Genomic DNA, 22,494 nt, shown 5'->3' with positions numbered 1-22,494 from the left:
GCGATGGGGCTGCTCTTCCTCGCGCTGCTGCCCTCGACGGTGCAAAGCTCGATCGCGATGACCGCGATGGCGGGCGGCAATGTCGCGGCGGCGGTGTGCAGCGCTTCGCTTTCCAATCTGATCGGCGTGGTGCTCACTCCGGTGCTGGTGGCGGTGTTCATTCAGAGCGGCGGCGGGGCTGGCGGCGGGATGGACGGGCTTGCTTCGGTCCAGAAGATCGCCTCGCAGTTGCTGCTGCCCTTCGTTGTGGGCCACCTGCTGCGTCCGGTGATCGGCAAGTGGGTGGATAGCCACAAGAAACTGCTGCAGCCGGTGGACCGCTCTTCGGTGCTGCTGGTGGTCTATTCGGCGTTCAGCGCGGCAGTGGTGAACGGGGTGTGGCAGCGCGTTGGGCCGTTCGACCTCGCCGTGCTGCTGGCAGCTTCGGCGGCGATGCTGGCGGTGGTGATCGCGATCAACGGCGTGGCAGCGCGGGCTGCGGGGCTGGGGCGCGAGGATGCGATAGTCCTCCTCTTCTGCGGCTCGAAGAAGAGCCTCGTTTCGGGCGTGCCGATGGCGGGCGCGCTGTTTGCCCCCGCGCAGGTGGGCATCGTGATCCTGCCGCTGATGGTCTTCCACCAGTTGCAGCTCTTCGTCTGCGCATGGCTGGCGGGTCGCTATCGCCGCGAGGGCGAGGCGCTGGCCGCGGCAAAGCTGCCGCCGCAGAACGAGGCCGCGATGCTGGAGCGTGCAGCCGAGATCGGCTTACCGGTGCCTGAAGAATGCCGGCCGGGGGTGAGCAGCAATCTCGCATTGCTGACACAGCATGCCCGCATCGCGCTGGGCGAGGGCGGCGCATGAAGACGGCGACGGCCATCGCGGCGGCGGTGCGCGCAGGAACGCAGTCAGCCGCGAGCGTGGTCGCCGAGGCGCTGGAGCGTTTGCGCGTGGACGGTCACGTTGCGGTGACGCGGGTGCTGGCCGAGCGCGCCATGGCCGAAGCGGCGGCGGTCGATGCGCGGATCGCGCGCGGCGAAGATCCGGGGCCGCTGGCGGGCGTGCCTTTTGCGGTGAAGGACTTGTTTGACGTGGCGGGCTTGCCGACCACGGCGGGCTCTGCGGCGCGAGAGCGGGAAGCTCCTGCGGCCGAAGATGCAGAGGCGATCCGGCGGCTGAGCACAGCGGGCGCGGTGCTCTGCGCCACGCTCAACATGGATGCGTTTGCCTATGGCTTTGCCACGGTGAACGCGGACTATGGCACCACGCGCAATCCGCATGATGCGGCGCGGCTGGCAGGCGGCTCTTCCGGCGGATCGGCGGCGGCGGTCGCGGCGGGGCTCGTGCCGCTGACGCTGGGATCGGATACCAATGGTTCGGTGCGCGTGCCCGCCAGCTTGTGCGGGCTCTATGGCCTCCGGCCCGCGCGGGGCGATCTGCCGCTGGCGGGGACCTTTCCCTTTGCCGAGAGCTTTGACGAGATCGGGCCGTTTGCGGCCAGCCTTGATGATCTGGCGCTGGTCTGGGCCGCGCTGCGTGGCGGTGCGGTTTTGCCCTCCAGCACGCTGCCGAGGGTCGCGCGGCTGGGCGGACGGTTTCGCGAGAATGCCGATCCGGCGCAGCTCGCCGCCATCGATGCGGTGGCGCCCGATGCGCCGCTGATCGACTTGCCCGACGTCGCGCGGGCGCGCAGCGCGGCCTTTGTGATCACGGCCTATGAGGGGGGGCGGCTGCACCGCAAGGCGCTCGCGGCAGACCCGATGACGTATGATCCGGCGGTGCGCGACCGGCTGATGGCAGGCGCCTTGCTGCCCGATGCGCTTTACGAACAGGCGCTGACATTCCGCGCGGCCTACATCGCGCGGATCGAGGCGCTGGTTGCCGATTTCGACGTGCTCCTCGCGCCGTCTACGCCGTGCGCCGCGCCGCTGATCGAGGATCCCATGATCCTGATCGATGGCGAGCCGAGCCCGGCGCGCGCGAACCTTGGCATCCACACGCAGCCGATCACCTTCACCGCGCTGCCGGTGCTGGCGGTGCCGCTGAAGCGGCCGGGGCAATTGCCGCTTGGGCTGCAACTGATCGGCAAGCGCGGCGGCGAGGGCGCGCTGCTGCGGCTGGCGGCAGAGCTTGAAGACAGGGGTTTCACCGGCGTGACCATGCCGGAAAGCGCATTTGCGGGGGAAATGACATGAGCGATGCAGTGGCCGCCGAGCAGGGAATGCTCGAGCGCCGGTTCCAGCTGAGCGCGCGCGGCACCGATGTGCGCACCGAAGTGCTGGCAGGCTTCACCACGTTTCTCACGATGGCCTATATCGTGCTCGTCAATCCGGCGATCCTCGGGCAGGCCGGGCTGCCGGTAGCCTCGGTCGCGGCGGCAACCTGCTTTGCCGCGGCCTTTGCCTCAATCCTGATGGGCCTGGTAGCCAACACGCCGCTGGCCTTGGCGCCGGGCATGGGGCTCAATGCCTATTTCAGCTTTACCGTGGTGCAGCAGATGGGCGTGCCCTGGCCGATCGCGCTCGGCTGCGTGTTCATTTCGGGCGTCGCGTTCCTGATCCTGACGCTGACGGGGGTGCGGCAGCTGATCGTCTCGGTCATCCCGCAGCATCTGTTTGCTGCGGTGGCGGGCGGCATCGGTCTGTTCATCGGCTTCATCGGCCTCAAGGACGCCGGTATCGTCGTGGCCAACCCAGCGACCTTCGTGGCGCTGGGCAGCGTGACCCAGCCGGGGCCGGCGCTGGCGCTGTTCGGCCTTGTCATCATCGGCTCGCTTTCGGTGTGGAACGTGCGCGCGGCGATGCTGATCGGCATCGTGCTGACTACGCTGGCTGGCTGGGTCATGGGTCAGGTCCATGCGCCGACCGAACCCTATAGCCTTGCGGCGCTGACGGCGACGGCGTTCAAGCTCGACATTCCGGGCGTGTTTGGGCTTTCGGGCAAGGCGGGGCTCGGGCTCGTCGAAATCCTGTTCGTGTTCCTGTTCGTCGACCTGTTCGACAATATCGGCACGCTGGTCGCGGTGACCAAGCGCGCGGGGCTGATGGATGCGGCGGGCAAGATCCCGGGCCTCAACCGCATCCTGATGACCGACGCCGTGGCGACGATGGTGGGCGCGGTGGCGGGCACTTCGACCGTCACCAGCTACGTCGAAAGCGCGGCGGGCGTGCAGGCTGGCGGGCGCACGGGCCTGACAGCGGTGATATGCGGGCTGCTGTTCTTCGCGACGATGTTCGTCGCGCCCTATGCGAGCCTCGTGCCGCTCGCGGCGACCGCGCCCGCACTCGTAGTGATGGGCGGGCTGATGCTGCTGCCGCTGACCGAGGTCGACTGGGAGGACCCGATGGCGGCAATCCCGGCCTTCCTGACGGTGGCGATGATCCCGCTGACGTTCTCGATCGCCAATGGCCTTGCCTTCGGCATCACCGCGCATGCCTTCCTCAAGCTCATCAAGGGCGAGGCAGGCATCAAGGACTGGTTTCTCTACACGCTCGCCGCGCTGTTCGTGGCGCGCTTTGCCTGGATGGCTGCCGCATGATCCGTCTGATTTTCCTCGCATTCGCCGCGCTGATGGCCTCGCCCGCTCTCGCGCAGAAGCTCGATGACACGCCGCGCACGGTGGTGATGACGGCGTTCTATCCCGAGTGGCACTCGCTCGTGCCGACGATCAAGGACGCCAAGGAGCACAAGATCAACGGCAGCATCTTCCTGACGGGAACGCTGGAAGGCAAGCCGGTGGTGCTGATGCAGAGCGGGGTCAGCGTGGTGAACGCCGCGATGAGCACGCAGATCGTGCTCGACCGCTTTACCGTGAAGCGGATCGTGTTCTCGGGGATCGCGGGCGGGGTCGATCCGGCGCTGTCCATCGGCGATGTCGTGGTGGCGGAGAACTGGGGGCAGTACCTCGAAGGATCCTTCGCCCGGCGCACCAAGAAGGGGTGGCTGCCGCCGGACGAGGGCCATCCGGAATCGCCCGCGAACTGGAACTTCATCTTCCCGCGCGGGACGCTGATCACCAGCAAGGATGCAGCCATGAAGCGGGTCTATCGCATCCCGGTCGATGGCGAGTTGCTGGCGCTGGCGAAGAAGGTCGTGCCCACGATCACACTGGAGCGCTGTGTGCCGCCATCGGACAAGATGCGCGCAGATTCGGCGCTGTGCCTGCCGCAGATGCCCAAGATCGTGGTCGGCGGGACGGGGGTGACGGCGGGCATCTATGCCGACAACGCCGCATTCCGCATCTACCTGCAGAAGGCATGGAAGGCGCGCGTGCTCGATATGGAAAGCGCCGCGGTGATGCAGGTGGCAATGAGCAACAGCGTTCCGGCCATCGTGTTCCGCAGCCTTTCCGACCTTGCCGGCGGCGACCCGCACAAGAACATGGAATATGTCTTCGAGCACCTCGCCTCGGCCAATTCGGCGCATGTAGTGCGGGCCTTCGTCGCGGCATTGCCGGATTGATGGGGCCTGACTGATGGCGCTCAGCACAGTCTCTGGCCGCAAGGGCATCGTCACCGCGCCGCATCATCTGGCGGCGCAGGCGGGCCTGTCGGTGCTGCAGGATGGCGGCAACGCGGTGGAGGCGACCGTGGCGGTCGCGGCGTGCCTGGCTGTGGTCTATCCCCATATGACCGGGATCGGCGGCGATGGTTTCTGGGTGATCCATGAGCCGGACGGCGCGGTGCATGGCATCCACGGCTGCGGCGGGGCGGCGGGGGCTGTTTCGCTCGATATGTATGCCGGTCTGGAAGCGGTGCCGTTTCGCGGGCCGCTTGCGGCGAATACGGTGGCGGGGACGATTTCCGGCTGGGCGGCGGCGCTGGCGAGCGCGGGCGGATCGCTGCCGCTGGAGCGGCTGCTACGCGATGCCATGGCCCATGCCGAGGCGGGCGTGGCGGTGACGGCGGGGCAGGCGGCGATTGCAGCAGCCAAGGGGCCGGAATTGCGCGTGCAGCCGGGCGCCTATGGCGCGACGTTCGAGCCGGAGGGTCGGCCCTTGGCGGAGGGCGATGTGCTGCGCCAGCCGGTGCTGGCGGCAACCTTGCGGCGCCTGTGTGGGGAGGGGCTCGAGAGCTTCTACACCGGGGCATTGGCGGCGGACATTGCGGCGGATCTCGCGCTGCTGGGCAGCCCGGTCTCGGCAGCGGATCTGGCTGCGCATGTCGCGACGCGGCCTGAGCCGTTGACGACGCGGATTGCCGGCGCGCAGGTCTGGAATAGCGCGCCGCCGACGCAGGGGTTTGCCTCGCTGCTGATCCTCGCGTTGTTCGACCGGCTCGAAGCGGCTGCGGCGGACGGGTTCGACCATGTCCACGGCCTCGTAGAAGCGACCAAGCAGGCGTTTCTGCTGCGCGACCGGCACGTTGGCGATCCGGCTTTCACCGATTTCGATTTTCAGGCGCTGCTGGATGATGCGACTGCGCTCGATGCGCTGGCGGCGAAGATCGATCCCGCGCAGGCATTGCCCTGGCCGCAGCCGCCGCAGTGGGGCGACACCTGCTGGTTTGGCGCGGCGGATGGCGAAGGGCGCGTGGTTAGCGCGATCCAGTCGACCTACTTCGAGTTCGGCTCAGGGCTGGTGCTGCCGAAGACCGGGATCACCTGGCAGAACCGGGGCAGCAGCTTCCGGCTGGCGGAAAGCGGCTGGAATGCGCTGAAGCCCTATCGCAAGCCGTTCCACACGCTCAACCCGGCTTTGGCGCGCTTCGATGACGGGCGCGTGATGGCCTATGGCACGATGGGCGGCGAGGGGCAGCCGCAGACGCAGGCGGCGCTGTTCACCCGCTATGCGCGGTTCGGCGCGGACCTGCAGGGCGCGATCAGCGCGCCACGCTGGCTTCTGGGGCGGACCTGGGGGGACCAGTCCACCACTCTGAAGCTGGAGGACGGCTTTGCGCCGGAGCTTTACCCGGCCCTTGCGGCGGCCGGGCATGCGGTGGAGCGCGTCGGGCCACTGACGGCGACGATGGGCCACGCCGGGGCGATCGTGCGCCATGCCGATGGGCGGCTTGATGGCGCAACCGATCCGCGCAGCGATGGCGGAGTGGCAGCATGGTGACGGGTGGCGCCCGGGCTGTTGCGCGCTGCGATGCGCTGAAGCTGCCGCCCTACAGCGACAGCGCCGAAGGGCTTACGCGCACCTATCTCTCACCCGCCTACACGGCCGCGCAGGACCAGATCACTGCATGGATGACCGAAGCCGGCATGAGTGTGCGGCGCGATGCGGCGGCGAACCTGATCGGGCGCTATGAAGGCATGGCAGCGGATGCCCCGGCGCTGGTGATCGGGAGCCATATCGATAGCGTGCGCAATGCCGGGGCCTATGATGGACCGCTTGGAGTAACGCTGGGAATTGAAGCGGTTGCGGCGCTTTCCTCAGGCGGCATCAGGCTTCCTTTCGCCATCGAAGTCTATGCTTTCGGCGACGAGGAAGGCTCGCGCTTTCCCGCCGCCATGCTGACCTCCCGGGCCGTGGCGGGGACGCTCGATCCAGCGGCGCTGGAGGTGGCGGACCGCGACGGGGTGCGGCTCGGCGATCTGCTCGATCTGGCGGCCTATCCCTCAGCCAAGCGCAAGCCCGGTGACGTCATCGCCTATCTCGAGGCGCATATCGAGCAGGGGCCTGTGCTCGAGGCGGAGGGGCTTGCGCTGGGCACGGTGACAGGGATTGCCGCGCAGCTGCGCTTCGAGATCGGACTCTCGGGCACAGCTGGCCACGCAGGCACGACCGCGATGGGCCTTCGCCGCGATGCCGTGGCGGGCATGGCCGAAATGGTGCTAGCCGCCGAGGACGTTGCGACGGCAGGGCCGGCAGACCTTGTAGCCACTGTGGGCGTGGTCGAGGTGCCTTCAGGCGCGGCCAATGTGATCGCGGGGCGCAGCCGGTTCACGCTCGATGTGCGCGCCGGCGATGCAGGCGTGCGTGACCGGGCGGCGGAAGAGATCCTGCGCCGGTTCCGCGACATTGCCGGGCGGCGCGACCTCGGCCTGTCGGTGCGACAGGTGCATGATCTGCCCGCAAGCCCCTGCGATCCGGACCTGATGAACCTGCTTGATGCCGCCACCGAAGAGGCGGGTCAGCGGCCTTTCCGGCTGGTCTCGGGCGCAGGGCACGATGCGATGATCATGGCCGCGCTCTGCCCCACCGCGATGCTGTTTCTGCGCTGCCGCGGCGGCGTGAGCCACAACCCGGCCGAACATGTCGAACCCGCGGACGCCGAGGCGGCGCTGGCGGTCATGTCCGGCTTTATCAGACACTTGGGAGCGAAATGTGACGCTTGATCCCACCTTGTTCGGCGAGATCGATCCGCCCCAGCGCCTTTTGATGGGACCAGGGCCGGTCAACGCCCACCCGCGCGTGCTGCGCGCGATGGCGGCGGACCTGCTCGGCCAGTTCGACCCCGAGATGACCGGGTTCATGAACCAGGTCATGGCGCTCTATCGCCCCGTGTTCGGGACGCAGAACCAGTGGACGATGCTGATCGACGGCACCGCGCGCGCCGCGATCGAAGCCTCGCTCGTCAGCCTCGTCGAGCCGGGCGATACGGTGCTGGTGGTTAACTTCGGGCGCTTCGGGCTGCTGCTGACCGAGATACTCACCCGGCTCGGCGCGAAGATCGAGACGGTAAGCGCACCCTGGGGCGAAGTCGTGCCGATGGAGGCGATTGCCGAGGCCATTGAACGGTTCGGGCCGAAAGTGGTTGCAACGGTGCACGGCGATACCTCGACCACCATGGCGCAGCCGCTCGAAGGGCTGGGCGCGCTGTGCAAGGCGGCGGGGGCCTATCTCTACGTCGATGCCTGCGCGACCTTGGGCGGCATGGAGATCGCAGCGGACCGGTGGGGTGTCGATATCGTGACCGCAGGTCTGCAGAAGTGCCTTGGCGGGCCTTCGGGTTCGGCGCCGATCACGATTTCGGATCGGGCGGCAGAGCGTATCTTCGCGCGGCGGCATGTCGAGCAGGGCATCAAGCGGGCGGATATCACTGATGGCGTGGGGCCGCGCATTCCGTCCAACTACTTCGATCTCGCGATGATCATGGACTACTGGTCGGAGAAGCGGCTCAACCATCACACCGAGGCAACCTCGATGCTCTATGCCGCGCGCGAATGTGCGCGGGTGGCGCTGGGCGAGGGGCTGGACATGCGGTTTGCGCGGCACCGCAAGGCAGGCGCGGCGATGACTGCCGGTGCGCGGGCGATGGGCCTCACCGTCTATGGCGACGACGCGCATCGGATGACCAATGTGACCGGCGTATACATCCCGGAAGGCGTCGACGGCGAGGCGATCCGCACCGCGATGCGTGCGCATTTCGAGATCGAGATCGGCACCGCCTTCGGGCCGCTGCAGGGCAAGATCTGGCGGCTGGGCGCGATGGGTTACAACGCGATGAAGCACAAGGTTCTGCTGACCTTGGCGGCGCTGGAAGCGTGCCTGACAGCGGCGGGACATGCGGTTCCGCTGGGTGCGGCGGTGCCGGCAGCGCTGGCGGCATGGGAGGCGGCATGAACAGCCCGCGCGATCTCGTCGGCTATGGCGCGACGCCGCCCGAGGTACGCTGGCCGGGCGGGGCCAGGGTCGCCGTGCAATTCGTGATCAACTACGAGGAAGGCGCGGAGAACTCGGTCCTCAATGGGGATAAGGGCAGCGAGGCGTTCCTTTCTGAAATGGTCGGCGCGGCAAGCCATCCCGCCCGCGCGATGGCGATGGAAAGCCTCTATGAATACGGGAGCCGCGCCGGGTTCTGGCGGCTGCACCGGCTGTTCACCGAGCGCGGCGTGCCGGTGACGGTGTTCGGCGTGGCAGCGGCGATGGCGATGAACCCTGCCGCGGTTGAGGCGATGCTGAAGGCCGATTGGGAAGTGGCGAGCCATGGGTATCGCTGGATCGATTACCAGTATGTGCCGGAAGAGATGGAGCGCGAGCATATCGCCAAGGCCATCGCGCTGCACACCGAACTGACCGGCGCGCGCCCGCTGGGCTGGTATCAGGGGCGAACCTCGCCGAACACGGCGCGGCTGGTGGTGGAGGAGGGCGGCTTTCTCTACGATGCGGACAGCTATGCCGATGACTTGCCGTACTGGGACCGGCGGCATGGCGGGCCCCAGCTGATCGTGCCGTACTCGCTCGATGCCAACGACATGAAGATCGTGGCGCTCAATGGCTTTACCGAAGGCGAGCAGTTTTTCAGGTACTTGCGCGATACTTTCGAGCAATTGCGCGAGGAAGGCGGACGGATGATGTCGATCGGCCTCCATGGCCGTATTGCCGGCCGTCCGGGCCGGGCGCGGGCGGTGGCGCGGTTTGTCGATCATGTGCTGGCGAGCGGGGATGCCTGGATTGCCCGGCGGATCGATATCGCGCGGCACTGGGCGGCGGAGCATCCTTGTCCGGAGTTGGCGGCATGAAGGTGAACGATGCCGTGTTGCTGGCCGAAGTGACGGCAGCCTTCGCCGAGTACGAGCGCGCGCTGATGGCGGACGATCTGCCGGCGATGGATGCGCTGTTCCACGATGCGCCGACGACCAACCGCTTCGGCGTGGGCGAGGTGCTGTGGGGCATCGAAGCCATCCGCGAGTTCCGCAAAGGGCGCGGCGGTTCGCCGCAGCGGCGGCTGGGTCGTGTGGCGATCACCGTCTACGGTGATGCCTTTGCCACGGCGGACGCGGAGTTCTTTCGCGAGGGTTCGGACCGGCGCGGGCGGCAGAGCCAGAGCTGGGTGAAGTTTGCGGACGGCTGGAAGGTCGTTTCCGCGCATGTGAGCCTTGAGGGGGTGACGTCGTGACGGCGCTGTTCGAGCATAGCCCGTGGATCGAGGCGCGCGCGGATGCCCTGCCTTCGAGCGGGGATCGGCATGCGGACCTGATGGCGGTGGTCCATGCGGCAACGCCTGAAGAGCAACTGGCGCTGATCCGCGCGCATCCGGAACTGGCGGGCAAGGCAGCGATCGACCGGACGCTGACCGAGGCTTCGGCGGCGGAGCAGGCAAGCGCGGGGCTGGACCGGCTGAGCGAGGCGGAATTCGCGCGGTTCCATGCGCTGAATGCGGCCTATCGCGAGCGTTTCGGCTTTCCCTTCATCATCTGCGTGCGGCTAACCGACAAGGCGGGGATTCTGGCCGCGATGAAAGCCCGGCTGGTGAATGACCGCGAAACCGAGATTGCGACGGCCATCGCGCAGATCGGCGAGATCGTTCGCCTCCGTCTGGAGGACGCGCGATGATGATCGATTGGGCCGAATGGCTGAATCTGGCGATCCGCTGGTTCCATCTGACGGCCGGCATCGCGTGGATTGGTTCCTCGTTCTACTTCGTATGGCTCGACAACCATCTGGTGCCGCCGAAGTCCGGCGAGGCCTCGGGCGAGGTTTGGTCGGTCCACGGCGGCGGGTTCTACCACAAGCAGAAGTATCAGGTCGCGCCGAGCCAGATGCCCGAGGACCTGCACTGGTTCAAATGGGAGGCCTACACCACCTGGGTGACGGGCTTCCTGCTGCTGGCGCTCGTTTATTGGGTCGGCGCGGCGAGCTTCCTGATCGACCCGGCCAAGGCGGCGCTGACGCCTCTGCAGGCATCCGGCATCGGGGCGGCGGTGCTGGTCGGTGGCTGGCTGGTCTATGATGGCCTGTGTCGTTCGCCGCTGGGGCGCGATGACCGCACGCTGGGCGCGGCGTGGTTTGCGGTGCTGGTTGCAGCGGCCTTCGGGCTCGATCAGGTGTTCAGCGCGCGCGGGGCCTACCTCCATGTCGGCGCGATGATCGGCACGGCGATGGTGGGGAACGTGTTCTTCGTGATCATCCCCAACCAGCGCAAGGTGGTGGCCGCGCTGGTCAAGGGCGAAGTGCCCGATCCGGCGCTGGGCAAGGCGGCGAAGAGCCGCTCGCTCCACAACAACTACATGACCCTGCCGGTGCTGTTCGTGATGATCAGCCACCACTACGCGATGACCTTCGGCGCAGCGCGGCCCTGGCTGGTCCTGGCGCTGCTGGGGCTGACCGGAGTCGCGGTGCGGCATGTGTTCAACTTGCGGCACCGCGGCCAGCCGACCGCAAAGGCCATGGCGGTCGCCGCCGTGCTGGCGCTGGTGAGCGTGACCTATGTTTCGGCGGAGAAGGCGACGCTGCCGGTGCGGGCGGAAAGCGCTGTGGCGGGCCCGGCCGATTGGGCGAGCGTGCAGCCGATCTTCGCCAAGCACTGCACGAGTTGCCATGCCGCAAAGCCGACCAGCGATCTGGTCAGCGCGCCGCCGCTGGGAGTGATGCTGGAGACCGAGGCCGAGGCCCGCCAGTTTGCATCGCGGGTGCAGAAGGTGGCGGTCGATGCCGAGATCATGCCGCTGGGCAACACCACCGGCATGACCCGGGCCGAACGCGACATGCTGGGCCGCTGGATTGCCGCAGGAGCTTCGAAATGACGACCCTTTCGACCCATGTGCTCGATACCATGCACGGCAAGCCGGCGGCGGGGATGCAGCTCTGGCTTGAGGATGCGGACGGCGAAGCGCTGTTCGCCGGGGAAACCAATGCCGATGGGCGTTGCCCGGGCCTGCCCGAGCTGACACCGGGACGCTATGCGCTGACCTTTGCAGTTGCTGAGTATTTCGCAGGCGAGGGCGTGGCGCTGCCCGATCCGCCGTTTCTGGGCGATGTTCGGATCGCGTTCGGGGTTTCGGACGCTCCAGAGTCAGGAGGGGGGCACTATCATGTGCCACTGCTCGTCTCGCCCTTTGCCTATTCGACCTATCGGGGGAGCTGAGCCGTGGGGGTGCGCTTCCTGCTCGATGGCGAAGTGGTGGACCTGGCCGAGCCTGATCCGACCGGCACGCTGCTGGAAACGCTGCGTGGACCCTTGCGCCGGACCGGAACCAAGGAAGGCTGCGCTGAAGGCGATTGCGGGGCCTGCACGGTGCTGGTCGGCGAGGCGGCCAATGGCGCAGTGAAGTGGCGCGCGGTGAATGCCTGCATCCTGTTTCTGCCGATGGTCCATGGCAAGGCGGTGATGACGGTGGAGAGCCTTGCGGCGGGCGGGAGGCTGAATCCGCTGCAGGCGTGCATGGCGGCCAATGGCAGCTCGCAGTGCGGGTTTTGCACGCCGGGGTTCGTGATGTCGCTCCATGGGCGCGCGATCGGAGCGCTGGGGAGCGAATTGCCGATGGCGGATGCGATTGCCGGGAACTTGTGCCGCTGTACGGGCTATGGTCCGATCCTCGAGGCCGGAGAGGCAGTGCCGAGGCTCGCGCAGGATGATGGTGCCGTGGCAGCGGGGCTGGCTACCCTAGCAGGCGATAGCATGGCCAGCGGGATTTTCGAGAGAAGGCAGTGGTTTGTGCCGGGTTCTTCGGACGAACTGGTGGAAGTTCTGGCCGCCCATCCAGAGGCGCGGATCGTGGCAGGCGCGACCGATGTGGGCCTATGGGTGACCAAGGGGCTGCGCGATCTGGATACCCTCGTGTTCATCGGCGATGTGGCGGACCTCAAGGCCATCGAGGAGACGGCGGAGGGCGTCCGGCTCGGCGCCGGGGTGCGTTATGCCGAGGCGCATGGGGCGCTGGCACGGCTGCATCCGGACCTTGGCGAACTGGTGCGGCGGATCGGTGGCTTGCAGGTGCGCTCCTCGGCCACGGTTTGCGGCAACATCGCCAATGGTTCGCCCATCGGTGACGGGCCGCCGGCGCTGATTGCGCTGGGGGCGGAACTGACGCTGCGGTCTGATGCGGGGCGGCGGACGATGCCGCTTGAGGATTACTTCCTGGATTACGGGAAGCAGGACCGGCGGCCGGGCGAATTTGTCGAAAGCGTGTTCGTGCCGCGTCCCGGCGCGGGTAGCGTGGTGCATGTTTCCAAGCTTTCGCGGCGGTTTGACAGCGATATTTCGGCGGTTCTGGGTGCTTTCGCGTTGACCGTGGAGGGAGGGACAATCGCGGCGGCGCGGGTGGCCTTTGGCGGCATGGCGGCGACACCCCGGCGGGCCGCCGGGTGCGAGGCGGCCTTGCTGGGCCAGCCCTTCAACGAGGCGACGATTGCGGCGGCGGCCGAGGCGCTCAGGGGCGACTTCAGCCCGCTGACCGATGTGCGCGGTACGGCGGCCTACCGCATCGAGGCGGCTTCGGCCTTGCTCTGGCGGCTGTGGCACCGCGAGCAAGGTGTCGCCACCTCTGTGCTTGATGTGGAGGCCTGCTGATGGCGGAAGGGAACCCGCTCTGGCCGGAAGCCGCCATGCCGGCGCTGCCGCACGACAGCGCGCACCTCCATGTGGCGGGGCTCGCGCGCTATGTCGACGACGAGCCCGAACTGCCGGGCACGCTGCATCTCGCTTTCGGGCTTTCGAGCGAGGCGCGGGCGCGGATTGTCTGCATCGATCTGGAAGCGGTGCGGGCCTATCCGGGGGTCGTGGCGGTCTATACGGCCTCGGATATCCCCGGCGAGAACAATGTCGGCCCGATCGCGCATGACGACCGGGTGCTGGCGGATGGCGAAGTGGTGAGCCATGGCCAGCCGGTGTTTCTGGTCGCCGCCGAGACGCGTCTTGCGGCGCGCAAGGCGGCGCGGCTTGGCAAGGTGATCTACGAGCCGCTGGAGCCGGCGATTACCGTGGCACAGGCGCGCGCGGTGGGTTCGCGGATCGAGGCGGACCAGCGCATGGCGCGCGGCGATGCCGAGGGTGCACTCGCTGCGGCTGAGCACCGGCTCTCGGGTAGCCTCAAGATCGGCGCGCAGGATCATTTCTATCTGGAAGGACAGGTCGCCCATGCGCGGCCGGGGGAGGACGGGCAGATCCATGTCGTCTCGTCCAGCCAGCATCCCAGCGAAGTGCAGCATCTGGTGGCGCATCTGCTGGGCAAGAGCAGCGCCGACGTAACGGTCGAAGTGCGCCGCATGGGCGGGGCATTTGGCGGCAAGGAAAGCCAGGCGGCGCTGTTTGCTGCCGCCGCCGCGCTGGTGGTTCACCATACCGGACGGCCCGCGAAATTCCGCTGCGACCGCGATGACGATATGATCACGACCGGCAAGCGGCACGATTTCGAGGTCGACTATGACATCGGCAACGATGCCGAGGGGCGGCTGACGGCGGTGAAACTGCGCTTCGGCGGGCGCTGCGGGGCGACGATGGACCTCTCGCCGGGGATCAACGACCGGACGATGTTCCATGCGGACAATTGCTATTTCCTGCCGGACGTCGAGATCCTCTCGGAGCGGCTGAAGACCAACACCGTTTCGGCGACGGCGTTCCGGGGCTTTGGCGGGCCGCAGGGGATGCTGGCGATCGAGCGCGTGTGCGATCATGTCGCGGCGCGGCTGGGGCTCGATCCGCTGGAGGTGCGCCAGCGCAACCTCTATGGGCCGGGGCGCGACGTGACGCCCTACGGCATGACAATCGAGGATAATATTGCCCCGCAGATGATTGCGCGGCTTCGGGAAACGGCGCGCTATGACGCAAGGCGGGAGGCGATTGCGGCGTTCAATGCGGGCTCGCCAGTGCTCAAGAAAGGCATCGCGCTGACGCCGGTGAAGTTCGGCATCAGCTTTACGACGACGCACCTCAATCAGGCGGGCGCGCTGGTCCATGTCTATTCGGACGGTTCCATCCAGGCGAACCACGGCGGGACCGAGATGGGGCAGGGCCTGCACATCAAGATCGCGCAGATCGTGGCGGATGTGTTCGGCGTGGGCACGGACACGGTGCGGATCACCGCGACGCGGACCGATAAGGTGCCCAATACCTCAGCGACAGCGGCGTCCTCCGGCGCGGACCTCAACGGCATGGCGGCGTATCGCGCGGCCATGGCGATCCGGGCGCGGATGGCGGACTTTCTGGCGCAAGTGTTTGGCTGCACGGCGGATGACGTCATGTTCACGCCCGGGGGTGTGATTGCGGGCACGGCGCGGCTGACGTTCGCGGAAGCGACGCGGAAAGCATGGCTGGGTCGAATTTCGCTGTCCTCGACCGGCTTCTACGCAACGCCCGAGATTGAATATGACCGCGCCTCGCACCGCGGGCGGCCGTTCTATTACTTCGCTTATGGCGCGGCGGTTTCGGAAGTGGTCGTCGATACCTTGACCGGCGAGCACAAGGTGCTGGCCGTCGATATCCTGCATGACGTGGGGCGCTCGCTCAACCCGGCGATTGACCGGGGGCAGATCGAGGGCGGCTTCGTGCAGGGGCAGGGCTGGCTGACGACCGAAGTGGTGGAGTGGGACGCGAAGGGGCGGCTGCTCAACCACTCGCCCGCGACCTACAAGGTGCCGACGGCTTCGGACCGGCCCAAGCGGATGCGCATCGACTTGTGGGACGGCGAGAATGTGAAGCCGACGATCCACCGATCCAAGGCGGTGGGCGAGCCACCGCTGATGCTGGCCAACTCCGTGTTCTGCGCGATCTCGGCGGCAATTGCGGCGACGGCGCCGGACGTGCGCGATCTGCCCAGGCTCGATGCGCCCGCAACGCCCGAGGCGGTGCTGCGCGCGATTGCGGGGATGCGCGTGTGACCGGGTGGCTGGATGATCTGGCGCGGCTCGCGGCGGCCGGGCCCGTTGCGATGGTGAGCGTGCTCGCGACCGAAGGCTCGGCGCCGCGCGGGGCTGGCACGCGGATGCTGGTGACTGCAGACGGGCTCTTCGGCACGATTGGTGGCGGATCGCTGGAATTCCGCGCGGTGGAGCAGGCGCGCGCGGTGCTGGGCCATGCGCCCGGCACGTGGCGCGTGCAGGACTATCCGCTCGGGCCGCTGCTGGGGCAGTGTTGCGGCGGGCGGGTGCGGCTGCTGGTCGAGCATGTCGACGCAGAGGCGCTGCGCTGGCTGGCCGACGCAGCGGAGGGGCGCGTGCTGGTGAGCGTTTTGCGTGCCGGTGGGATCGATCGGCATGTCAGCGATGGTCCGACAAAGCCGCTTTCGGCGCGCGGCGACAAGCCGGGCGAGGGTTCGCGGCTGGCCGAAGTGATCGGCGGTTTCCGGCGCCCGCTCTGGCTGTTCGGGGCGGGGCATGTGGGGCAAGCGATTGCGCGGCATGCGGGCGGGCTGCCGGTGCGGCTGGCCTGGTTCGATACGCGGCCGGTCTTTGGGGATGTGGCAGGCGTCACGGTGGTGCCGGAGAACGCGGTCGAGCAATGCGTGGCGGAGGCGCCGGACGAGGCGGCGCTGGTGATCCTCACGCACGATCATGCGCTTGATTACCGGCTGACCTTGGCGGCACTGCGGCGGCCTGCGCTGGCGTTTACCGGGCTGATCGGTTCGCAGACCAAGCGCGCGCGGTTCCTGTCGCGGCTGGAGCGGGACGGGGTTTCCGCCGAGGCGCGGGGACGGCTGACTTGTCCGATCGGCCTGCCGGGCGTGACGGGCAAGGAGCCGGATGTGATCGCCGTCGCGCTGCTGGCGCAGTTGCTGCAATTGCCGCAGAGGGCGGCGGTTCGCGCGGTGGCGGCATGACTCAGCAAGGCATTCGCGGCGAAATCCTGAGCCTTTCGCATGACCCGGCGGAAGCGCCGGATGCGGTGCGGCATGAGGCCGATGGGCTGCTGGTTATCGAGGCGGGCCGCATCGTGGCGCGCGGATCGTATGACGAAGTGGCGCCACGCTTTCCGGGTTTGGCGGTGGAACACCTTCCGGGCCTGATCGTCCCGGGCTTTATCGATGCGCATGTGCATTACCCGCAGCTTGGCCGGATCGCGAGCCATGGGGAGCAACTGCTCGATTGGCTGGAGCGGCATATCTTTCCGGCGGAGAAGGCCTTTGCCGACCCGGTCCATGCGGCGCGGGTGGCGGAGGATTTTCTGGGCGAGCTGCTGCGGCACGGGACGACGAGCGCGCTGGTGTTCGGCACCGTGCATGCGGCCTCGGTGGAAGCGTTCTTTGCAGCGGCGGAAGCGCGCGATCTGCGGATGATCTGCGGCAAGGTGCTCATGGATCTGGGGCCGGAGGGCCTTCGCGATACCGTCGAAGAGGCGCGGGCCGAGAGCGAGGCGCTGATCGCGAGGTGGCATGGGCGCGCCCGGCTCGGCTATGCGGTGACGCCGCGTTATGCCCTGACTTCGAGCGATGCGCAGCTGGTGGTGGCGGGTGAACTGCTCGCGGCCCATCCGGGAGTGCTGCTGCATACCCATCTGGCCGAGAACAAGGCGGAGATCGCTGCCGTGGCGGCGCGGTTTACCGAAGCGGTGGACTATCTCGATGCCTATGACCGGTGCGGGCTGGTGACGGAGCGGTCGGTTTTTGCGCATGGGGTGCATCTGCCGGACCGGTCCTGCGCGCGGCTGGCGGAGACGGGGGCGGGGATCGCGGTCTGCCCGAGTTCGAACTTCTTTCTCGGCTCGGGCATGTTCGATTTTGCGCAAGCCGAGCGGCACGGCGTGCGGCTGGGGCTGGGCTCGGACATCGGGGCGGGGACGTCGCTCTCGTTGCTCCATAACGGGGGGCTTGCCTATCAGGCCGGGCTGCCGGGGGGCTATGTGCTCGATCCCTTCCGCGCGCTGTGGCTGGCGACGGGCGGATCGGCGCGGCTGCTGCATATCGATCATGAGGTGGGCATGCTGGCCGAGGGGCAGGAAGCCGATTTCGTGGTACTCGACGATGCGGCGACGCCGCTGATGGCGCGGCGGACGGCGGCGGCCTCGCTCGCCGAGCGGCTGTTTGCGCTGCAGGTGCTGGGCGATGACCGGGCAGTGCGGCGGACCTATGTTCTGGGGCGCTGCGTTTGGGACAGGGACGGAACCGATGGACACGCTTGAAGACTTCATCCGGCGGCTGCCCAAAGCCGAACTTCACCTCCATATCGAGGGGAGCCTCGAGCCCGAGCTGATGTTTGCACTGGCGGAGCGCAACGGGATCGCCATTCCTTACGCAAGCGTGGAGGACGTGCGCGCGGCCTATGCCTTCTCCAACCTTCAGGACTTTCTCGATATCTACTACGCAGGCGCAGGAGTGCTGCAGACCGAGGCGGATTTTCGCGATCTCGCCATGGCCTATTTCGAGCGGGCCGCGGCGGACGGGGTGGTCCATGCCGAGATCATGTTCGATCCGCAGACGCATACCGACCGGGGGATCGCGTTCGGCACGGTGGTCGAGGGGCTGCTCGCGGCGATGGCCGAGGCGGAGGCGCGGCTGGGGATCACCTCGGCGCTGATCATGAGTTTTCTGCGGCATTTGAGCGAGGAGGCGGCGTTCGAGACGCTGGCCATGGCTGAGCCATGGCTGGACCGGATTAAGGCAGTAGGGCTCGATTCCAGCGAGGTGGGGCACCCGCCGAGCAAGTTCGCGCGGGTCTTCGCGGCGGCGCGGGACAAGGGCCTGAAGCTCACAGCCCATGCGGGGGAGGAAGGGCCGCCAAACTACGTCTACGAGGCGCTTGATCTGCTAGCCGTTGACCGCATCGATCATGGCAACCGGGCAATGGAGGACGAGGCGCTGGTGGCGCGGCTGGCGGCGGAGGGGATGACGCTGACGGTGTGCCCGCTCTCCAATCTCAAGCTCTGCGTGGTGGATGATCTGGCGGCGCATCCGCTCGACCGGATGTTGGCAGCGGGCCTCAAGGCGACAGTCAATTCGGACGATCCGGCATACTTCGGCGGCTATGTCGCGGACAACTACCGCGCGGTGGCGGCGGCGCGGGGGCTCTCGCGCAGCGATTTGGTGCAGCTGGCGAAGAACAGCTTTACGGGCTCGTTCCTGCCGCCAGAGGCAGTGGCGCGGCATCTCGCGGCCATTGATGCGGTGTTGGCATGAGGCGGTTGCTGCTTACTCTGCTGCTGTTGGTCACGGTACCTGCGCAGGCTGCGGAGCCGAAGCGGCAGGTGATCATCGATGACGAGGGTTTCGCGATCCCGCATCTGATGCTGCTGGAGGACCCCCGCATCGAAGTGCTGGGGATCACCACGGTTTCGGGCAATGTCTGGGCGAACCGCGCGACGGCGATGGTGCTGCGCGGGCTGGAACTGCTGGGCCGCACCGACGTGCCGGTGGCGGAAGGCGCGACCTTTCCGCTGCTTAACAGCGAGGCGCGCACCGAGCGGTGGGAAGCGCTTTACGGCAAGCTCGTGTGGAAGGGCGCGTTCATGAAGCAGTGGGCCGAGCCCACGGCGCAATCGACCCCGCCCTATCATGGCCCGTTCGACCCGGTGGACCTGCCCTGGGGCAACCCGAAGCTGAAGGCGCTGGATGAGCCGGCGGCGCAGTTCCTGATCCGCATGGTGCGCGCGCATCCGCATGCCGTGACGATCATGGCGACCGGGCCGCTGACCAATCTGGCGCTGGCGCAGCGGCTTGATCCGGAATTTGCCTCGCTGGTCAAGGAACTGGTGATCATGGGCGGCAGCCTTGCGCCGCGGCAGGTGCTGGAGGGCAAGTTCGCTGCCGATTTCGCGCGCGAGTTCGTCAATACACCGCGCCGCGAGTTCAACATCCGCTTCGATCCCGAGGCGGCGAGCATTGCCGCACATGCGCCCTGGCCCAAGGTGACGATCATTCCCGCCGATCCCTCGACCGCGACGCAGCTTTCGCCCGCGCTGCTGGAGCGGCTGGCGAAGGCTTCGCGTCCGCCGGTCGCCGCGTTCCTGCGGCGGATGGAGCCGGGCTTTCCGATGTGGGACGAGATCGCCGTGTCGGTGTGGCTCGACCCGAGCATCGTCACGAAGTCCGAGCGGCTGTGGTACGATTTCAACACAGATTTCGGCGCGGGTTATGGCGACATGCTGACCTGGCACGATGCTTACCGGCCGGGTCTCGACGAGGGGCAGGCTGAGGCCGTGCTGTCGGTCGATGTGCCGCGCATGGAAGCGCTGATGGCGCTGGCGCTGGGGGAGCGCTGATCCGGCTTGGCGTGCGGGGCTGCTCGGCTCTATGGGCGAGCTAGACCTGCCGGAGAGTGCCGAGCCATGAATGCCAATCTCGTTGCCGTGTTCCTCAGCCGTCATGCCGGGCATGAGGCGAAGCCCGCATGGCTGTGGCAGGGGGAGACGGTCTGCACCTTCGGCGAGTTGCCCGCCGCCATCGGGCGCTACCGGGCGGCGCTGGCGCAGCTGGGCGTAGCACGCGGCGACAGGGTGATGATCAAGGCGGAGAACTCGCCCGCTTTCGCGCTGACCTATCTTGCCGTGCTCGCCTCGGGCGCGATCGCGGTGCCGGTGAACCCGGCCTATACCGCGAGCGAGCTGGCCATGCTGATCGAGGACGCGGAGCCGGTGCTGCTGGTGCATGGCAGCGCGACGGCCGTGCCGGAGGGTGACGCGCCAAAGCGGATGACGCTGGAGCCGGATGGTTCGGGTTCGCTGCCCGCGCTCGCGGCGGGGCTGGAGCCTGATCTCGCCGTCGAGGTCATGACCGAGACCGATCTGGCCGCGATCCTCTTCACTTCGGGCACGACCGGGCGGCCCAAAGGCGCGATGCTGATGCACCGCAACCTCTCATCCAACGTCGCGGCGCTGTATGAGACGTGGCAGTTCTCGGATGCGGACTCGATCCTCCACAGCCTGCCGCTGTTCCATGCGCATGGCCTGTTCGTGACGCTCCATCTCGGGCTCTACAGCGCGGCGACGGTGCATCTCATGGGCAAGTTCGATGCGGCGAAAGTCGTCGCACTGCTGCCCACGGTCAGCGTGTTCATGGGGGTGCCAACGTTCTACACGCGGTTGCTCGAACGGGCGGATTTCGGGCGGGACGCGGTGCAGGGCATCCGCCTGATGATCTGCGGATCGGCGCCGCTGCTCCCTTCCGTCTTTGCCGAGATCGAGGCGCGCACCGGCCACCGCATTCTGGAACGCTACGGCATGACCGAGGCGGCGATGATCACCTCGAACCCCTATGCGCCGGAGGGCCGCATTCCCGGCACGGTGGGTTATCCGCTGCCGGGGGTGGAACTGCGCGTCGTCGGCGGGGAAGCACGAAGCGAACTGCCACCGGGCGAAGTCGGCGAGATCGAGATACGGGGGCCGAACCTCTGCGCCGGGTACTGGCGGCGGCCCGAGGCAACCACAGAGGCGATCGGGCCGGACGGGTTCTTCGTGACCGGGGACACGGGCTTCAAGGACGAGACGGGCCGCGTGACCATCGCGGGCCGGTCCAAGGACCTGATCATTTCGGGCGGCTTCAACATCTATCCGGCCGAGCTTGAAATGGTGCTCGCCGAAGTCGACGGGGTGAGCGACGTTGCGATCATTGGCGTGCCGCATCCCGATTTCGGCGAAGGCGTGGTCGCGGTGGTCCTGGCGGCGCGGCCCGATCTGGAGCCGGCCGCCATCGAGGCCGTCGCGCGCGAGAAGCTGGCGCGCTTCAAACAGCCCAAGGCGATCCGCATCGTGCCCGAGTTCCCGCGCAATGCCATGGGCAAGGTACTGAAAGCCGAGCTGCGGCGGCAGTTTGCGGGACTGTTCTCGGGCGAGGGATGAACCGGCCGACGGTCAGATCGAAGTGGTCAGATCGACGAGCCAATCCGGGGATGCGGTGACGAGCGCGGCTTCGACCAGCTTGTCGCCGCCGCTGACGATCAGGAGACCAACGACCACCAGCAGCCCGCCCAGCACGCGTTTGCCGGTACCGCCTGCACTCAGCATGCGGCCGCGCCATTTTGCGAGCAGCGAGCGGGTGGCGAAGGCCAGGACCAGCAGGACGCTCGCAATGCCGAGGCCGAACGCCGCCATCGTGAATGCTACCATGGTCAGGTTCTCGCCCTGTGCGGCGAGGACCGTGGCGGCGCCGAGCGTCGGACCGACGCAGGGGCTCCAGACGAGGCCCAGCAGCACGCCGATCGCTGCCTGTCCGGCAAGGCCATAGCGTTCAAGGCCGACCTTGCGCGCATTGGCCCAGTTCGCGAGCGGGGTCGCGGCTTGGGTGAGCAGGCCTTGCGCGGCGGGGATCACCAGCGCTGCGCCGGCTGCAATCAGCAAGGCCGCGCCGAGCAGACGAACCCAGTCACCATCGAAGCCGGACGCAGCGCCGATCGTCGCGAGTAGAAACCCGGTCAGCGTGAAGGAGGCGACCAGACCTCCGGCCAGCGCGAGCGGCCCGCGTGGGTGTGCCTGGGCGGCGCTGCCGAGCACGATGGGGACGAGCGGCAGCACGCAGGGCGAGAGGATCGTCAGTGCGCCGGCCGCATAGGCGAGCACCGGACTGAGGACGTCGGCCATGGCTCAGCCGATCGTCTTGGCGAGCAGGCCGTTGATGGCGGCCTTGTCAGTCATGTAGACCACACGGCCCACCTCGGTGGCGCCCTTGTAGCCGATCAGGGTCGACTGCTTGGTCGCGCCGAGCGCCTTCCAGTACTCTTTCTGCTTGTCGTAGTTGATCGTGAGGATCAGCAGGTTGTTGTACTGCGGCGCGGCGGTCGTCGCCTTGATGGTCCGCCCTTGCGATGCGCAGACGAGGCACCACCACGCCTTGACCTCGACAAGGATCGGCCGGCCCTTGGCCTGCGCGGCCGCGAGTGCGGCAGGGGTGTAGGGCTGGCGTTCGGCAGCAGCGGCGGGGGTGGCGAAGCTGGCAGCCGCGGCGGCCGCAAGCGTGAGCACGGTGAGGGAACGGAACATCGGACGGGGT

At 67.7% G+C, this 22,494-nt stretch carries 21 protein-coding genes; 19 read left to right on the top strand and 2 right to left on the bottom strand.

The window, feature by feature from the left end:
* The 19 genes from K5Q19_RS04835 to K5Q19_RS04745 all read left to right on the top strand — a co-directional run.
* Positions 1 to 840 (top strand): bile acid:sodium symporter family protein (locus K5Q19_RS04835; protein WP_292941760.1); only part of this gene is annotated, 840 nt, incomplete at its 5' end.
* Complete coding sequence (locus K5Q19_RS04830; protein ID WP_292941758.1) at positions 837 to 2,171, top strand: AtzE family amidohydrolase; 1,335 nt, start codon at positions 837 to 839, stop codon at positions 2,169 to 2,171. The genes K5Q19_RS04835 and K5Q19_RS04830, both read left to right, overlap by 4 nt.
* Complete coding sequence (locus K5Q19_RS04825) at positions 2,168 to 3,514, top strand: NCS2 family permease (protein ID WP_292941756.1); 1,347 nt, start codon at positions 2,168 to 2,170, stop codon at positions 3,512 to 3,514. The genes K5Q19_RS04830 and K5Q19_RS04825 overlap by 4 nt, the downstream gene beginning before the upstream one ends.
* On the top strand, positions 3,511 to 4,437 hold the full coding sequence (locus K5Q19_RS04820; protein ID WP_292941754.1) for a 5'-methylthioadenosine/S-adenosylhomocysteine nucleosidase: 927 nt from the start codon (positions 3,511 to 3,513) through the stop codon (positions 4,435 to 4,437). Before K5Q19_RS04825 ends, K5Q19_RS04820 begins: the two co-directional genes overlap by 4 nt.
* Before the next feature lie 13 nt (positions 4,438 to 4,450).
* Complete coding sequence (locus K5Q19_RS04815) at positions 4,451 to 6,034, top strand: gamma-glutamyltransferase (protein ID WP_292941752.1); 1,584 nt, start codon at positions 4,451 to 4,453, stop codon at positions 6,032 to 6,034.
* Entirely contained in the window at positions 6,028 to 7,257 is a 1,230-nt protein-coding gene (locus tag K5Q19_RS04810; protein ID WP_292941750.1) for an allantoate amidohydrolase, read from the top strand. The genes K5Q19_RS04815 and K5Q19_RS04810 overlap by 7 nt, the downstream gene beginning before the upstream one ends.
* A 43-nt stretch (positions 7,258 to 7,300) precedes the next feature.
* Positions 7,301 to 8,485: an alanine--glyoxylate aminotransferase family protein gene (locus K5Q19_RS04805; RefSeq protein WP_292941763.1), complete on the top strand. Its 1,185-nt coding sequence runs from the start codon at positions 7,301 to 7,303 to the stop codon at positions 8,483 to 8,485.
* Entirely contained in the window at positions 8,482 to 9,384 is a 903-nt protein-coding gene (gene puuE, locus K5Q19_RS04800) for an allantoinase PuuE (protein ID WP_292941748.1), read from the top strand. The genes K5Q19_RS04805 and puuE overlap by 4 nt, the downstream gene beginning before the upstream one ends.
* Positions 9,381 to 9,761, top strand: a complete 381-nt coding sequence (gene hpxZ / locus K5Q19_RS04795; protein WP_292941746.1) for an oxalurate catabolism protein HpxZ — start codon at positions 9,381 to 9,383, stop codon at positions 9,759 to 9,761. Before puuE ends, hpxZ begins: the two co-directional genes overlap by 4 nt.
* Positions 9,758 to 10,198 carry a 2-oxo-4-hydroxy-4-carboxy-5-ureidoimidazoline decarboxylase gene (uraD, locus tag K5Q19_RS04790; RefSeq protein WP_292941744.1) on the top strand — a complete coding sequence of 147 codons (441 nt, stop codon included), beginning with the start codon at positions 9,758 to 9,760 and terminating at the stop codon, positions 10,196 to 10,198. Before hpxZ ends, uraD begins: the two co-directional genes overlap by 4 nt.
* On the top strand, positions 10,195 to 11,388 hold the full coding sequence (locus K5Q19_RS04785; protein ID WP_292941742.1) for a urate hydroxylase PuuD: 1,194 nt from the start codon (positions 10,195 to 10,197) through the stop codon (positions 11,386 to 11,388). Before uraD ends, K5Q19_RS04785 begins: the two co-directional genes overlap by 4 nt.
* Entirely contained in the window at positions 11,385 to 11,729 is a 345-nt protein-coding gene (gene uraH, locus K5Q19_RS04780) for a hydroxyisourate hydrolase (RefSeq protein WP_292941740.1), read from the top strand. Before K5Q19_RS04785 ends, uraH begins: the two co-directional genes overlap by 4 nt.
* A 3-nt stretch (positions 11,730 to 11,732) precedes the next feature.
* Positions 11,733 to 13,154: a xanthine dehydrogenase small subunit gene (xdhA, locus tag K5Q19_RS04775; RefSeq protein ID WP_292941738.1), complete on the top strand. Its 1,422-nt coding sequence runs from the start codon at positions 11,733 to 11,735 to the stop codon at positions 13,152 to 13,154.
* A complete protein-coding gene (xdhB, locus tag K5Q19_RS04770; RefSeq protein WP_292941736.1) occupies positions 13,154 to 15,460 on the top strand; it encodes a xanthine dehydrogenase molybdopterin binding subunit in 2,307 nt (768 codons plus the stop codon). The genes xdhA and xdhB overlap by 1 nt, the downstream gene beginning before the upstream one ends.
* Positions 15,457 to 16,398: a xanthine dehydrogenase accessory protein XdhC gene (gene xdhC / locus K5Q19_RS04765; RefSeq protein ID WP_292941734.1), complete on the top strand. Its 942-nt coding sequence runs from the start codon at positions 15,457 to 15,459 to the stop codon at positions 16,396 to 16,398. The genes xdhB and xdhC overlap by 4 nt, the downstream gene beginning before the upstream one ends.
* Entirely contained in the window at positions 16,395 to 17,696 is a 1,302-nt protein-coding gene (gene guaD / locus K5Q19_RS04760; RefSeq protein ID WP_292941732.1) for a guanine deaminase, read from the top strand. Before xdhC ends, guaD begins: the two co-directional genes overlap by 4 nt.
* Positions 17,683 to 18,690, top strand: coding sequence for an adenosine deaminase (locus K5Q19_RS04755; RefSeq protein ID WP_292941730.1), 1,008 nt, complete (start codon positions 17,683 to 17,685; stop codon positions 18,688 to 18,690). The genes guaD and K5Q19_RS04755 overlap by 14 nt, the downstream gene beginning before the upstream one ends.
* Positions 18,687 to 19,772 (top strand): nucleoside hydrolase, encoded by a 1,086-nt coding sequence (locus K5Q19_RS04750; RefSeq protein WP_292941728.1) that lies wholly within the window; start codon positions 18,687 to 18,689, stop codon positions 19,770 to 19,772. Before K5Q19_RS04755 ends, K5Q19_RS04750 begins: the two co-directional genes overlap by 4 nt.
* 66 nt (positions 19,773 to 19,838) lie before the next feature.
* Positions 19,839 to 21,347, top strand: a complete 1,509-nt coding sequence (locus K5Q19_RS04745; protein WP_292941726.1) for an AMP-binding protein — start codon at positions 19,839 to 19,841, stop codon at positions 21,345 to 21,347.
* Between the two features lie 12 nt (positions 21,348 to 21,359).
* On the opposite strand, the gene K5Q19_RS04740 is transcribed toward K5Q19_RS04745, so the two are convergent.
* Complete coding sequence (locus K5Q19_RS04740) at positions 21,360 to 22,085, bottom strand: cytochrome c biogenesis CcdA family protein (RefSeq protein ID WP_292941724.1); 726 nt, start codon at positions 22,083 to 22,085, stop codon at positions 21,360 to 21,362.
* Positions 22,086 to 22,088: 3 nt separating this feature from the next.
* The gene (locus K5Q19_RS04735) at positions 22,089 to 22,484 is read right to left on the bottom strand and encodes a thioredoxin family protein (protein WP_292941722.1); all 396 of its coding nucleotides are present in this window, start codon (positions 22,482 to 22,484) and stop codon (positions 22,089 to 22,091) included.
* Positions 22,485 to 22,494 lie beyond the last annotated feature (10 nt).

Source organism: Novosphingobium sp., from assembly GCF_019748365.1.
Classification (GTDB): domain Bacteria; phylum Pseudomonadota; class Alphaproteobacteria; order Sphingomonadales; family Sphingomonadaceae; genus Novosphingobium.
The sequence above is the reverse complement of the archived record's forward strand: the minus strand, read 5'-3'. Positions and strand labels throughout refer to the sequence as shown.